The 14,804-nt window shown below is 44.1% G+C and carries 10 protein-coding genes; 6 read left to right on the forward strand and 4 right to left on the reverse strand.

Going from position 1 to position 14,804, the window contains the following annotated elements:
* Positions 1-190 precede the first annotated feature (190 nt).
* Positions 191-2,338 (forward strand): alpha/beta hydrolase family protein, encoded by a 2,148-nt coding sequence (locus JN178_RS03895; RefSeq protein WP_202263872.1) that lies wholly within the window; start codon positions 191-193, stop codon positions 2,336-2,338.
* Positions 2,339-2,358: 20 nt separating this feature from the next.
* On the opposite strand, the gene JN178_RS03900 is transcribed toward JN178_RS03895, so the two are convergent.
* The 4 genes from JN178_RS03900 to JN178_RS03915 all read right to left on the reverse strand — a co-directional run bounded on the left by JN178_RS03900 (position 2,359) and on the right by JN178_RS03915 (position 7,516).
* Entirely contained in the window at positions 2,359-3,156 is a 798-nt protein-coding gene (locus JN178_RS03900; RefSeq protein WP_232369687.1) for a substrate-binding periplasmic protein, read from the reverse strand.
* A gap of 102 nt (positions 3,157-3,258) precedes the next feature.
* The gene (gene ppx / locus JN178_RS03905) at positions 3,259-4,821 is read right to left on the reverse strand and encodes an exopolyphosphatase (protein ID WP_202263875.1); all 1,563 of its coding nucleotides are present in this window, start codon (positions 4,819-4,821) and stop codon (positions 3,259-3,261) included.
* Between the two features lie 7 nt (positions 4,822-4,828).
* Positions 4,829-6,901 (reverse strand): polyphosphate kinase 1, encoded by a 2,073-nt coding sequence (ppk1, locus tag JN178_RS03910; protein ID WP_202263878.1) that lies wholly within the window; start codon positions 6,899-6,901, stop codon positions 4,829-4,831.
* Positions 6,902-7,009: 108 nt separating this feature from the next.
* A complete protein-coding gene (locus JN178_RS03915) occupies positions 7,010-7,516 on the reverse strand; it encodes a glycine cleavage system protein R (protein ID WP_159623861.1) in 507 nt (168 codons plus the stop codon).
* Between the two features lie 200 nt (positions 7,517-7,716).
* Between JN178_RS03915 and JN178_RS03920 the strand changes: the two genes are divergently transcribed.
* The 5 genes from JN178_RS03920 to JN178_RS03940 all read left to right on the forward strand — a co-directional run bounded on the left by JN178_RS03920 (position 7,717) and on the right by JN178_RS03940 (position 14,676).
* Positions 7,717-9,900, forward strand: coding sequence for an ABC transporter permease subunit (locus tag JN178_RS03920; RefSeq protein ID WP_202263880.1), 2,184 nt, complete (start codon positions 7,717-7,719; stop codon positions 9,898-9,900).
* On the forward strand, positions 9,893-11,449 hold the full coding sequence (gene pstA / locus JN178_RS03925; protein ID WP_202263883.1) for a phosphate ABC transporter permease PstA: 1,557 nt from the start codon (positions 9,893-9,895) through the stop codon (positions 11,447-11,449). Before JN178_RS03920 ends, pstA begins: the two co-directional genes overlap by 8 nt.
* 2 nt (positions 11,450-11,451) lie before the next feature.
* On the forward strand, positions 11,452-12,258 hold the full coding sequence (pstB, locus tag JN178_RS03930) for a phosphate ABC transporter ATP-binding protein PstB (RefSeq protein ID WP_159623858.1): 807 nt from the start codon (positions 11,452-11,454) through the stop codon (positions 12,256-12,258).
* An 89-nt stretch (positions 12,259-12,347) separates the two neighbouring features.
* A complete protein-coding gene (gene phoU, locus JN178_RS03935) occupies positions 12,348-13,064 on the forward strand; it encodes a phosphate signaling complex protein PhoU (protein ID WP_202263885.1) in 717 nt (238 codons plus the stop codon).
* A 340-nt stretch (positions 13,065-13,404) separates the two neighbouring features.
* Positions 13,405-14,676: an inorganic phosphate transporter gene (locus JN178_RS03940; protein ID WP_202263887.1), complete on the forward strand. Its 1,272-nt coding sequence runs from the start codon at positions 13,405-13,407 to the stop codon at positions 14,674-14,676.
* Positions 14,677-14,804 lie beyond the last annotated feature (128 nt).

Here is a 14,804-nt window from a genome sequence, read left to right on the forward strand (position 1 = left end):
GCTTACTTCGCTTTCTGATCATACTAAAACGTTAGCATGTGCAATCAACTGCGCAACTATCCATTGGGCTAATAAACCTTCTATCGTCTTTCTCTGTAAGCTCACCGCTTATTGCTAACCTCATTAATTTATTCATTAATATATGTACTGATACAACAAGTCTTGAACAATAATAAAAAGTAGGGTTTTTATGAGCTCGATAGTAAATAAACACACTGAGACACATCGAAATTTGTCTTCAGTTTTGGCCAACTATATTGCGGGCATCGCACTTAGTACATGCGCATTATCCACAACACTGGCTTTTGCCAACGATGATGCAATACCTGCAGATGAGAGTAATGTGGTAAAAAAGCATTACTTCCAATCTGAAGATATTTTCAATCTTGAGTATGTAAGCGAGGCGCGCGTATCACCTAATGGTGAGCAGGTGGTTTATGTCCGTCGTTCTAATGAAATAATGACAGATAGTACGCGCTCAAACCTGTGGCTAGCCTCAGTTGACGGAAAATATCATCGTCCGCTTTTGTCTTCGAAAAAAAGCTACTACTCGCCGCGGTGGTCACCAGATGGTTCACGCTTAGCCTACCTATCAAATGAAGAAGGGAAGCCGCAGCTTTATATTCGCTGGATGGATACCGGACAAACCGCTTTGGTTACCAATGTTACCTCTTCACTTGGCAATATTACCTGGTCGCCAGACGGTAAACATATTGCGTTTACAATGAGTGTGGATGCTAAGGAAAAGCCGTTAAGCGTTAATATGCCGAAAAAGCCCAAAGGGGCAAAGTGGTCTCCGTCGTTTGAGTATATTACCAAAGCGCGCTATCAAGCCGACGGACGGGGTGTATTAGAACCTGCGTATACGCACATTTTTGTTGTACCTGCTGACGGTGGTACCGCGCGACAGTTAACTTCTGGAAACTATCATCACAGTGGAAGCTTAAGTTTCTCACCTGACTCAAGCACCATTTACTTTTCTGCTAACCGCAGTGACAACTGGGAATATGAGCCAGTTGAAGCAGACATTTATACGGTGAATATGCGTGGTGATATTACGCAAATAACCAACTTCAAAGGACTTGAAGCGTCGCCAGTAGTTTCACCTGACGGTAAGCACGTTGCATATGCACGCCGAAGTGATGAAAAGGTGATGTACAAAAATAGTTATCTGTATGTCATGAATGCCGATGGTTCTGAACATAAAAACCTGACTGAAAAAATAGATAACACCGTATCGAATTTTCAGTGGAAAGATAACAAGCATATCTATTTTCAGCAGTCGGTAAAAGGTCTGGCACAAGTTGATCTAGTGTCATTGTCTGGCAAGGTGAAAAGTGTTGCCAAAGGGCTAGGTGGCACTACTTTGGGCAGGCCTTATGTGTTTGGTACTTTCCACGCACACGATAATGTTGTTGCGTACACCAAAGGACGCACCGATCGTCCTGCAGATCTGTACATTAAAACCAGCAAAGAAAAGCAGCTTACCGCACTAAATAAAGATGTACTTGGACACAAGACATTGGGTGAAGTCAAAGAGATAACCTATACATCGTCTATCGATGGCGAAACCATTCAAGGTTGGTATATTCTCCCGCCTGATTACGATAGTTCAAAGCAGTATCCGCTGATTTTAGAAATTCATGGTGGACCCAACTTAGCCTATGGGCCTGTGTTTACCGCTGAACTCCAGCGTATGGCAGCCGAAGGTTACATTGTATTTTACGATAACCACCGCGGCAGTACGGGATATGGCGAACGCTTTGCGTTATTGCTGCAGGGTAAATATAGCTCTAAGTATGATTTTGCGGATCACATGTCTGGTGTGGACGCCTTAATTGAAAAGGGGATAGTTGATCCAAACCGGTTGTTTATTACGGGGGGCTCAGCAGGTGGCATCGCATCAGCTTACGCTATTGGCCTAACGGATAGATTCAAAGCCGCAGTTGTAGCAAAACCGGTCATCAATTGGCTATCTAAAGTACTTACCGCCGACTCGGGCCTGTATCAAATTCCTTTCCAATTTCCGGGCAAGCCATGGGAAAACGTAGAGCATTATTGGCAGCGCTCGCCGCTTTCTCTTGTTGGTAATGTTACAACTCCCACTATGCTAATTACGGGTGTCGAAGATAAACGCACGCCAATGTCTGAAACTGAGCAGTTCTACCAAGCTTTAAAACTTCAAAAGGTAGAAACGGTTTTAGTCAAAGTGCCTGAATCATCTCATGGCATCGCAGCAAAACCGTCGCGCATGATTGGAAAGGTGGAAAATATTTTGGCATGGTTCAAAAAATACGACCCAAGCCAAGCGCCTGATGAGCAAAACGTCAAAAACTAAATGTTTCGGTGAAACAGCATTTAGTGCGTTGATGCAAAGGGGGCGCTACCAACAGGTTGAAGCCCCCATTTTTGCATAATGCGTTGATATTCACCGTTCTCTTTCAGTGTAGCAATCGCCTGCTTAATGGCATTGGCTTCGCTTTCCCCTGTTTTCATGCCTGTGGCAACGTGTAGCTCGGCGCTCAATGGTGCTATAGTCAACGCGCTACTCACATCATTAGGGTTGAAACCCGCGGCCTCAATTTCATAGCTGCCTGTATCTAAAGTTGAGACCACAAAATCGATACGTCCGTGAAACAGCAGTTTCCATAAGTGATGTGGCTCACTCACCAAAACAAGATTCTTATTTTCTTCAAAGCCTTGTTGCGCTAAATACGTCGCCGAACCATAGCCTCGAATAGTGCCTACGCGAAACGCTTTTGCTTGGTCAATATCAGAAACTGCAAGATCTTCACGGCTTTTGAGGCGAATAAGCGATGCGTTGACATGACTTATTGTGCCTAGCCACTCAAATTGTGGCTCACGCTTGGGAGTTTTAAGAAGGGTAAGTAGCACCATATCGGGTTTGATGAGTGTTTCTTGATAAGCTCGCGCCCAAGGCATGTGTTCTAACGAAGTCGAGAACGGCAACAGTGGAGCAATGGCCTTAGCAAGGTCAACGCTAGCCCCTTTCGTTTGTCCTGAATCATCTATCCAGTAAAAAGGCGGTGTCACTTCGCTTAAAAAGCAAATGTGTTTAGAAGAGGCATTAACCGATGTGCTCACATAGGCAAGCAAAAGTAGTGTTAATAGACGCCTTACTATACCGAACTGCAATATAATTACCTGTAGCTCTACAAAACATAACGAATAAGATGAGTGACCTCATCTGCCCTTTATGCTCTCACTATTTAGTCTATTAAACAAACAAATTAAGTGTTAATCTGGCAACTGATGCAGCTGAGCAATATCGGGATAAATATTTAGCTGTAAATCCAATGACTTCCAGTACTGACTTTCTCTAACCAGATCAGCTGAAATAATTGGCTTTTCGTCTAACCATCCATCTGGGAAGGTGATAGTCATACTGCTTTTATCAGATTCAACAGTAAAATCGGGAAGAAAACCTTCTTGGCGCTTAATATTAAGCAGCACACCTAATCGCAATAATGCAATTAAACGTTTTACGGCGAGTTCATCAAATAAGTTAAAAGCTGGAAGTTCATTGGTGCGAATCTTCTTTCTATGAAAGCGAACAAGAGTGGCTAGCAACAGTTGCTGCTCTTGCGTAAATCCGGGCATATCGACATTTGCTAAAATGTACGCGCTGTGCTTTTGAATGCCTCGAGAATTAATCTGCATACCGACTTCATGTAGCAGTGCAGCCCAACCTAACATACTTTTAAAGTCTCGGCCTTTCAACTTCCATGCTTTCTCAACGCTATTAAATAAAGACAATGTTGTGTTTAGCACCATGGTGGCTTGCGATGTGTCTACGTCGTAGCGGGTGGCTAAGCTGCTTGCCGTACGCCCTCGAATATCCGCATGATGCAATTCGTCTTCCATTTGATAAAGCACACCTTCGCGAAGCGCAGCGGGCGAATACACTAAGCCATCAATTTCAAGCGCCTTAAATACCGCGATTAAAATTGCTAGACCACCTGCAATAACAACCCGTCTATCTTCACTTAAATCAGGGTAATTGAGCTTGTCGATGTGACCGGCACTGACGAATTGTTTCATCAGTGTGCGTAGGCTTTTTAGTGTAACCGGAATGTCATGGCCATTGGGACGGTCTTGCTGACATAAGGTGAACAGTGAGCGTATTGTGCCTGAAGTCCCGATACACTGTACCCAGCCTAAGCGGCGATACTTATTATCAATCATCTCAAGTTCTTGCTGTGCAGCAGTTATTGCCCGCTCAAAAGCTTTGTTTTTTAACTCGCCATCGGCAAAAAAGCGTTTAGTGTAACTAACACAGCCCATCTGTAGACTGCGACAAAGTAGTGGGGTAAACCCTTCACCAATAACAAACTCTGTCGAGCCACCGCCAATGTCAATCACCAGCTGTTGACCGTCTGCATGATTAGTGTGAGCGACACCAGAATAAATAAGTCGCGCTTCTTCGACACCTGAAATAACTTCGATGGGGTAGGGAAGGATGGCTTTCGCCGAGTTAATAAAGTCACGGGCGTTACGCGCTTTTCTCAGCGTGTGAGTGGCCACAATGCGCACAGAGTCCGGTTCAAAGCCCCTTAGGCTCTCTGCGACCACTTTTAGCATAGAGAGCCCGCGTTCCATGGCCTCGTCTGACAAGACATCGTCGTCGTTCAAGCCCTCTGCCAGTCTCACTTTCTGTTTAACGCGGTGGAGAATTTGAACTGACCCAGCGACAATACGCGCTACCACTAAATGAAAACTGTTCGAGCCGATATCTAAAGCGGCGACTTTACTTACTTCTCGCGTTTCCACGGCATTAAAAACAGATTCGTGCTGGGTCATGTACTTCCTAAAGTTTTTCTTCGAGCTTCTTCAAATAGTCGTAAATCTCTAATTGTGAACGAAGCTTTTTACGGTTACCCCTGCGAACGTACTTGTTGCTCTGATCCTTGTCAATCACACGGGCTTTAAGGGTATCTTTAAATTGTAGCTCCATTATATCAACAATGCGCTGTTGAAGTCCCTTATCGTATACCGGGCAACCAACTTCAATGCGGTTATCCATGTTACGCGTCATCCAGTCAGCGGAAGAGATATACACTTTTCTGTCGCCACCACCTTCAAATATCATCACACGTGGGTGCTCTAAAAATCGGTCAACAATAGATATAATTTCAATGTTGTCACTTATACCTTTAATCCCCGGGTTAAGTGAGCACATACCACGTACAATCCCTCGAATTTTTACACCGGCTTGGCTTGCGCGATATAAATCATCAATAAGCTCATTATCAACAAGGTTATTAATCTTGAACGTAATTTGCGCTTTGTGCCCTTGGTTAAGGTGCTGAATTTCCTGACGAATTAACGACTGAATTTTGGTGCGCGCATTCAATGGTGATATTTGCAGGTGCTGAAATTTATAGCGTCGATAAGGGTATTGAATAAGGTCAAATACGGCTACGCCCTCGTCAGCCAACTCTTGATTGCGCGTAAATAGACTGTAGTCGGTGTAAATTTTGGCAGTTTTCTCGTTGAAGTTACCTGTACCAAAGTGGGCGTAATTCACCATGCTACCGCGCTCTTCACGGGTTACTATACATAGCTTAGAGTGAATTTTCAGTGTGGGTACGCCAAGTACAACGCGAATTCCTGCGTCGGTCATACGTTTAGACCATTCAATGTTGGCCTCTTCGTCAAAACGCGCACGAAGTTCAACAACTACGGTTACTTTCTTACCATTATCAACAGCGTCAATCAGTGAGTTGATGATGCGCGAATTACTGGCAACACGGTAAATATTGATGCGAATGGCTTTCACGTTAGGGTCAAACGCGGCCTGACGCACGAATTCAGTGAAGTGCAAGAACCTGTGATAAGGGTAATGCAGTAAAATATCATGCGCGGTAATGGCGTCAAATACGGTGTTGTATTTTGAAAATGCATTACTGTCGATGGCCGGGAGTGGCGCATGCTCTAAATATTCTCGACCAACGTTGGGAAAGCCAATAAAGTCTTTAAAGTTGCGGTAGTGACCAGCCGCGTGCATAGTATCCAGCTTGGTGATTTTCAAACGTTTACGCAAATCTTGCTGCATATCTTGTGGCATATCATTGTCGTAAATGACACGAACTGGTTCAGCTATAAGACGCTGCTTCATACTTTCTGACATCTTTTCAACAAAGCTTTCGTCGATTTCTTCGTTGATGGAATATTCTGCGTCTCGTGTCATTTTGAACGAAAAAGCTTCTATTTCGTCAAACTTCACGAAACCGCGAAAAATATCTTCTATACAAAGCTGAATCATGTCATCAAGCATGATAATGCTTTTCTTCTTACGGCTTTTCTGAGGAGGAATAAGCATAAAGCGCGACATTTCAGATGTAGGCACCTGAATAACGGCAAACTTTGGATTGCGTTCTGCTCGTCTCAGTGCCACATATAAATACACCGAGTTACCGTTTAAGCGGCTCAGTAAGTCAGTTTTTTTGTCAATGAGAATAGGCGCGATATGGCGAAGCACTTTGTTTACGAAAAAGTTGCGCACCCACTGCTTTTGATAATCGTCTAAATCGTCTTTGCGCAGAATATGAATATTGTATCGTGCGAGAGCGCGTACAACATCTTTGTGGATCTGGTCGAATTTTTCAGAAAGTTGCACCACTTTTTTCTGAATTTGGGCCATTAGCTCAGTTTGGCGTTGTGCTTCTTCTTCATTACCGTCATTTTGTGCAATGGTAATTTGACGTTTAACGTCGGCGGCACGAACACGATAAAACTCATCGAGATTATTTGAATAGATTCCTAAAAAGCGAATGCGCTCAACAGCAGGGTTATTTTTATCAGCGGCTTCTTGCAATACGCGTTCGTTAAACGCCAGCCAACTCAATTCTTTGGGATAATATAAAACGTCGCTATCCATAATGTCTCAATTTACGTTCATAAAAATGGTCAAAGACTGCCATCAGTCAGTGACACTACTGTGACAGCGCGCACATATTTGGCGCTATGTGCAGCAGTTAACTCACTCTCAGCGCTTAGCGGTTATATCAACTACCAAGTCGTTTGCGAGCGCTTCAAGCGCATCTTGTAGCGCGTCGTCATCAAAATCTGCTGGTACGGCTATTTCGGCTTTTGCTTTAAAGATTAAGCTTCCCCAGTTCGGTGCGCTTTCGCAATGAGAGGAAAACGTCACTATGTTCAAATTAAACTGATTGAGCACCGATGTGAGCTCTTGAACGATACCTGTCTTGTCGTTACCCATGACATCAACAGTGAGTTTGGTCGAGTTGGTTTCGCCACTCGTTGCTACTGCAACAGATTGAACAGAAAGATCCTTAATTGAATCTAAAGCGTCGATGAGGTTTTGCTTTTCATCTTCAGATACGTGTACTTCCACAAAGCCAGTAAACATGCCAGCCATGTGAGCAAAGCTGGAGCCTTGCCAGTTGCCCTGATGCTTATAAACACACTTTGCCAGCGAATCTACCAAGCCAGGCTTGTCTTTACCCATAATGCTTATAACTAATGATTGCATGCGGCGCTCCTTAGCGGGTTAAATAAGAAAAACTTTGATCGTCTTCTTGCAGGGTAATACCATAGCGCATCAGAAAGTGCGCATAGGGTATGTGATAAACTTTCACTTGCTATTAGCATAACAAAACTTACACTGCTCACCAGTGCAATTTTCGCCGAATTCTCTTTTAAAAGAAGAATTTCAATAAATAAGAATTATTAATGAGTTTCGACAGCGACAGCATTAACAAAAAGCGCCAACGTAACGACAAGTGGTCACGTTATGTTGTTACTGGGTTTGGTGGCCTAGTGCTGCTTACTCTGGTTATTCTTATTACCCATCTTATAAGCCAAGCGTTACCCTTAGCGTATATTCCAAGCCTTACTCCTCTTGCCACTCATTCTGTAGACAACGGTCAGCGTATTTTGCGCTCTGGCGATGTGGTTAATGGGCAGCCCATCTTAGTCAGAAAACAGGGTTGTCGATTAGGTCTAAGCACGCTTTCAAACAATACGCTTTTAAGCCAACACGACTACATCAGGCCCTGTGAGTACGAGCTGGCAACATTAAGCTTAATGGGTGAAAACTTTATTGTAGACGTATCGCCTAACGCACAGGTCAGAATCATGCCTGTTCGCTATTTTAATACGGGCAAAAGTGCGACAGGGCAAAATGATATTGCGGATTTATCGCAGTCTCTGATGACAAATTTTATTGCGTTTGCACTTCCTAAAAAGCGATGGGAGCAGCGAAGCGCATGGCGTATTGCACTGTCTGCCAAGTGGGTTGTGGTTGCTATCGAGCATGCTGACGGACTATGGGTTAGATGGATAAACCGTCAGCAACCTACCAATGTCATCGATCGCAGTTTTGAAAGTTCGCCCCGCTATTTATTGATGCCAGGCAGCGAAAGCGTATTAATTCAGTCAGGTAGCGCATTAATGATAAATCGTTTGCGCGATGAAGACAGTACACTGAGCAACGCTACCAGAGGTGTTATTGCGTTTAACAGCGAAATGAGGTTATTTGGTTTAGAGAAGCAGAGAACGTTTTTTCTAGCTAATCCCCTTAACCAAACGGTATCGCGTTGGGTGGTGGTGAGAGACGAACTAGGTAGCCGTTTCGAGAAGACTTACGAACTTGTGCTTAACAAAAATGAAAACGTGCTAGATGTAGCTGAGCACGCCAGCATGAACCTGATCGCCATTCTTACCAACAAACATCGTATTTTGCTTATTAATCGCGTATCTGGAGAAGTGGTAACGGCACAGAAGATAAAGACGCAGGCCAATGCGTTGGCGTGGTATGGCGATAAGCTTTATGGCAATACCGATAACTCACTTACTATCTGGCAGGGAAATGACTTAAGTGGCATAACGACGTGGTCTTCACTATTCAGCCCTCAGCACTACGAGGGGTATCATGACGATGAAACGGTTTGGCAAACAACCAGTGCATCTGACTATCAAGAGGCTAAATTTAGTCTTACGCCGTTATTAATTGGCAGCATTAAAGCGTCGTTACTGGCGTTACTTATCGCCATTCCTGTCGCGATTGGCGCCGCTATTTATACGGCATTTTTCGCTAAGAGTAAGCTGCGCAATGTACTTAAACCCGCCATCGAACTATTAGAAGCGATCCCAAGTGTTTTAATCGGTTTTATTGCCGCTATTTGGTTATCGCCTAAAGCTGAGCAATTTTTGTTTTCATTCGGCTTCTTCCTTGTCGTCATTCCATTTGTGCTTATCGGTGTAGCGGTAGTTCAACGTCCTGTGGCTGAACTGCTTCCAAAACGCTTTAGACATGGGGCAGAGTTACTCTTTGCGGTGGGCGGTGTGTTTGTTCTAGGATACATCAGCGTTGAATTAGCGCCCTCGTTAATCTTTTCATTATTAGGCGTTGATGGTTTTACCTTGCTTGCTGCTGAATCAGAAAGTCCAATAGGTAAAACGACAATTGTTGTTGCTCTTGCCCTCGGTGTGGCTATCTCTCCGAGTATTTATTCACTGGCCGAAGATGCAATTAATGGTGTTCCGAATGACCTTAAATACGCGTCGTTTGCCCTAGGGGCTACCCGATTACAAACCTTGTTGCATGTGGTTATTCATGTAGCGCTACCGGGCATAGTAGCGGCAATCATGTTGGGGTTTGGGCGTGCATTTGGCGAAACAATGATAGTACTTATGGTGACGGGAAATACGCCAATATCTAGCTGGGGATTAATTGAAGGTTTGCGAGCACTTACTGCGAACTTAGCTATTGAGCTTCCTGAGGCGGACGTGTCGTCAGCACACTATCAAATTCTCTTTTTTACGGCTTGTATTTTGTTTGCATTTACCTTTTTGGTAAATACTGCTGCCGAGCTAATGCGTCAACGCATTAAAGGGAGGGTCTTCATTGGCTAATCCTTCTCTTACAGGCTTAAATCCAGTTCAGCGACAATCACTCGTCATCAGTTTAACGGCATTCTTTACGAGTTTGTTGCTGATCGCATTAGTTAGCGTACTGATCCTCATCACTTATCGAGGGACCGCGTATTTTTGGCCAGAGCCTATTTATCGAATCACGATGACCGGCGAAGAAGGACAGTATTCAGTATTGGCCAATGTGTACGACGATGTATCAGACTCTGAAGTTACTCTAAAGTACTCAAATGAGCATTTCCCATATGGTTCGCAAATGCGAATTGAAAGAAGCGATATGGATGAAATGGTATTGGCATTTAACAGTGCTGAAATCAAACTCAACGATGGCCGAAGAGTGCTTGCGATACCCCAATACATTATTACGCCAGAGAACGACCGCGCACCGCTTTCGACACTTGATGCTATTGCAGATGACGTCGCGCTGATTACCGAACAGATAGAAACGATAAATACACAGCATTTAGCGCCTATTCACGAGGCACTCTCTGAGTTTGATATTCGCAATGTTGATGACGATGCGCCAGCCAGAGAAAAATTGGTCGCTACGTTTAAGTATTACCAAACTGAAGTGTTAGGGTATGAGGCAAGGCGCAATGAATATCAGCTTCAGGTTACCTTTGCAGGTGGCAGTAGCTTCTCACTGCCCATATCCCGTATTCAAGACGTAGATTTTGTAAGCCGACTGAGCACGTTTGAAAAGTGGAAGGTGGTCTTAAGTGAAATTGGAGTTTTCCTAACGGACTCGCCGAAGCAAGCGAATACGTCAGGCGGTGTGTTTCCGGCGTTGTTTGGGACGGTGTTAATGGTGTTTTTGATGACCATTATCGTAACGCCATTTGGCGTGCTCGCGGCAATATATTTAAGCGAGTATGCGCCTCACAATGCGCTTACTACCGTAATACGGGTAAGTGTCAGTAACATGGCTGGCGTACCCTCAATCGTTTATGGCGTATTCGGTCTAGGCTTCTTCGTCTACACCTTAGGTGGCAGTATTGATGAGCTATTGTTTAGCGACAAACTACCTGCCCCGACCATGGGGAGTCCCGGTGTGTTTTGGGCGGCGTTAACCATGGCTATTTTGACATTGCCGGTGGTTATTGTGGCGACAGAAGAAGGTTTACGACGGGTGCCCGAAGGGTTAAAAGCGGGAAGTTATGCCTTGGGCGCGACAAAAATGGAAACGATTGTACGAACCATACTGCCCATTGCATCACCGGGGATCATGACTGGCGTAATACTGGCAATCGCACGGGCTGCTGGCGAAGTGGCACCACTTATGTTGGTAGGGGCAGTCAAATTCGCACCAAGTTTACCTATTGATGGCGAGTTTCCCTATTTGCATTTAGATAGGCAGTTTATGCACCTAGGCGTGCTCATCTACGACGGTGCTTTTCACAGTCAAACCGATGGTAAAAGTGCCAGCATGATGTTTGCTGCGTGTTTATTGCTTTTACTGGTTGTTTTTGTACTGAATATACTGGCGGTCATTCTCAGAACCCGCTTACGCAGACGCTATCTCAAAGGATAATCATGCTTAAGTTGTTTGAACACCATACGCTTAACGTCAATGATATAAGCGAAGAGCAAACCGCAGTTGAGGTTAAAAATCTCAACTTATGGTTTGGTAACAAGCATGTGCTGGATGATATCAGCATGCGAATACCAAAAAATAAGATCACAGCTTTGATTGGGCAAAGTGGTTGCGGAAAATCGACGTTGATCAGCTGTTTTAACCGTTTGAATGACTTGTATGACGGCTGTAAATACAGTGGAGAAATCATCATTGATGGTAGAGATATCAACAGTCGAAAAGTCAATGTGTCGCGCCTTCGAACCAAAGTGGGTATGGTATTTCAGCGACCAAACCCGTTCCCTATGAGCATTTACGAAAACGTATGTTATGGATTAAAGCTTCAAGGCATTAAAGTACGACGTCATTTAGATGATGCAGTTGAAGGTGCACTTAAACAGGCGGCCCTTTGGAACGAGGTAAAAGACAGGCTGTTCGAATCTGCCCACGTACTTTCGGGGGGACAGCAGCAACGCCTTGTCATCGCCAGAGCGTTAGCACTTAAACCCGATATTTTGCTTTTAGATGAACCTACATCAGCGTTGGATCCACTCACCACCTTGTTTATTGAAGAATTGATGGATTCATTAAAAAAGCAGTGCACTATTATTATTGTGACGCACAATATGCAACAAGCAGCGCGTGTAAGTGATTACACCGCGTTTTTCCATCAGGGAAGATTAGTGGAATACGCTGATAGCGATACGTTGTTTACGATGCCTGATAAGAAACAAACAGAAGATTATATTACCGGACGCTATGGCTAGTTACTTGGTAAGTCATCTTACAAGTGGTCATGGGAAAAGTGTACTCAACGCAAGCGCGTTGGGTCTAAACAGTCAGAAGAGGCAGTGAAATGCGCCAAGTTGCTTTAAATACTCACATCTCTGGTACGTTTAACATAGAACTGGAAAACTTGCGTAATTCAGTACTTACTATGGGTGGCGAAGTAGAGCAGCAGCTCGTAGATACGCTTAAAGCGGTTAAACATAATCACGCAGGCTTAGCAGAAAAAGTTGTACTCAACGATTTAAAAATCAACTCAATGGAAGTGCAAATTGACGAAGAATGCTTGCGTATTATTGCCAAACGCCATCCTACTGCCAGTGACTTACGTCTAATCATGACGATTTCTAAAGCCATTACCGATATAGAAAGAATGGGTGATGAAATTGAACGCATTGCCAAACTGGTTACACGAAACAAGCTACCTTCTTCAGACACTATCAGAAGCAGTATGCTACTAATAGGTGAGCGTGTCGCAGCAATGATGCGCGGTACATTTGATGCGTTTGCTCGCCAAGACGAAGACGCCGCATTAGCGGTATACGATCAAGATAACCGAATCGACAGTGAGTACAAGAAGCTACTGACTTACACCACCCACGAGATGGAAAAAAGTACCGAAGACATGCAAGACTGGCTTGATGTGCTTTGGGCATTGCGCTCATTAGAACGTATTGGTGATAGGTGTAAAAACGTGTGCGAGTACGTTGTCTACTTAACAAGAGGCACTGATGTTCGTCACACGCCACTGGAAAATATTCAGCAAAAGATAGAAGATTTGACGTAATCTTGTCCAATTGGTCAACGCAATTTTGCGTTGAATAGTCTAAATTCAATCTGCAGTGAAATTTATATGTCATAAAACTGCAATATTTGGTTGTTTTATCATCGCATAGTAATAATTCAGTACTCTTTTATCGTTTTTCAGTGATTTTCACTATGGCTTCGAAGACGATTACGTTATCATGCGCCGCAGCCAAGAACAGATCGTGCAAAATTTAATCGAACCTTATGATAAAACACAATTTGTCTTTAACTTTTGTCTCTAGCCTATGTGGCCCAGAGACCATGCTACGTAATCATGTAGCATCCAGCCTAAATCGCGTTTAGATCGGGAGCGATTATCCGTGGAATTTTTTGAAAGTTACGGCCTAATTCTTATTCTTCTTGCCGCTGGCGTTGGTTTCGTCATGGCATGGGGTATTGGAGCGAATGACGTTGCTAACGCAATGGGTACGTCAGTAGGTTCTAAAGCTTTAACTATAAAACAAGCAATTATCATCGCGATGATATTCGAGTTTGCTGGTGCCTACCTTGCTGGTGGGGAAGTAACCTCGACAATTCGAAAAGGGATTATCGACTCTACTTATTTCATAGATATACCTGAATATTTGGTATTGGGTATGATCTCGTCATTATTCGCAGCCGGTATATGGCTTGCTGTGGCGTCATGGTTGGGTTGGCCAGTGTCTACTACCCATTCTATTATTGGGGCAATTATCGGGTTTACGGCAACAGGCGTAAGCATGGATGCCGTTTCATGGGATAAAGTGGGCGGTATTGTGGGGAGCTGGGTAGTCACTCCTGCGATATCTGGTGTCATTGCGTACCTTATTTTTATGAGTGCACACAAACTCATTTTTCAGACTCAATCGCCTTTTGAGAATGCAAAGCGATATGTGCCTTTCTATATGGCGTTGGCAGGCTTTGTAATGTCGCTTGTTACCATCAAGAAAGGTCTAAAGCACGTAGGCCTAGAACTAAGCGCAACTAACGGATACTTGCTCGCTATAGGCATTGCTGTATTGCTGGCGTTTCTTGGAAAATGGTTTATTGGCCGTATGAAATTCAGTGGTTCAGAGGATGCTGACTTACAAGCAGCCAATGTGGAAAAAGTGTTTGCACTTCTTATGGTGGTTACCGCGTGCTGTATGGCATTTGCGCATGGCTCAAACGATGTGGCCAACGCTATCGGGCCATTAGCTGCAGTAGTAAGTGTGGTTAGCAGCGGTGGTGAAATAAACTCAAGTGCGACACTTGCTCCTTGGATATTACCGTTAGGCGGTCTGGGCATTGTGGCCGGTCTGGCGCTGTTTGGCCATCGCGTTATCAAAACTATTGGTCAAGGTATTACGCATTTAACGCCAAGTAGAGGTTTTGCCGCAGAGCTTGCTGCTGCATGTACAGTTGTTATCGCATCAGGTACTGGTTTACCTATCTCAACAACACAAACCTTGGTTGGTGCAGTATTGGGTGTAGGTTTAGCGCGAGGCGTTTCGGCACTTAATCTGGGTATTGTTAGAAATATCGTGGTGTCTTGGATAGTTACGCTTCCGGCTGGAGCAATATTGTCGATTATTTTCTTCTTCATTTTGAAAGCCGCGTTTGGCGTAGAATAATCGTAATAAACGCAATCCATCGGATAGCCGATAATACAAAAATGCCGCTAAGGGGAACCTTGGCGGCATTTTTATTTGTGGTGTATTAGCCTTCTCGCATTGCTACTGAACGCGAACAAGCATACAAC

The sequence above is a fragment of the Alteromonas sp. KC3 genome (genome assembly GCF_016756315.1).
Taxonomy (GTDB): Bacteria; Pseudomonadota; Gammaproteobacteria; order Enterobacterales; family Alteromonadaceae; genus Alteromonas.

Coding starts and splice junctions, on each gene's coding strand:
- JN178_RS03895 (WP_202263872.1), top strand. CDS start 191: ATGAGCTCGATAGTAAATAAACACACTGAGACACATCGAAATTTGTCT.
- ppx (WP_202263875.1), bottom strand. CDS start 4,821: ATGACCCAGCACGAATCTGTTTTTAATGCCGTGGAAACGCGAGAAGTA.
- ppk1 (WP_202263878.1), bottom strand. CDS start 6,901: ATGGATAGCGACGTTTTATATTATCCCAAAGAATTGAGTTGGCTGGCG.
- JN178_RS03915 (WP_159623861.1), bottom strand. CDS start 7,516: ATGCAATCATTAGTTATAAGCATTATGGGTAAAGACAAGCCTGGCTTG.
- JN178_RS03920 (WP_202263880.1), top strand. CDS start 7,717: ATGAGTTTCGACAGCGACAGCATTAACAAAAAGCGCCAACGTAACGAC.
- pstB (WP_159623858.1), top strand. CDS start 11,452: ATGCTTAAGTTGTTTGAACACCATACGCTTAACGTCAATGATATAAGC.
- phoU (WP_202263885.1), top strand. CDS start 12,348: ATGCGCCAAGTTGCTTTAAATACTCACATCTCTGGTACGTTTAACATA.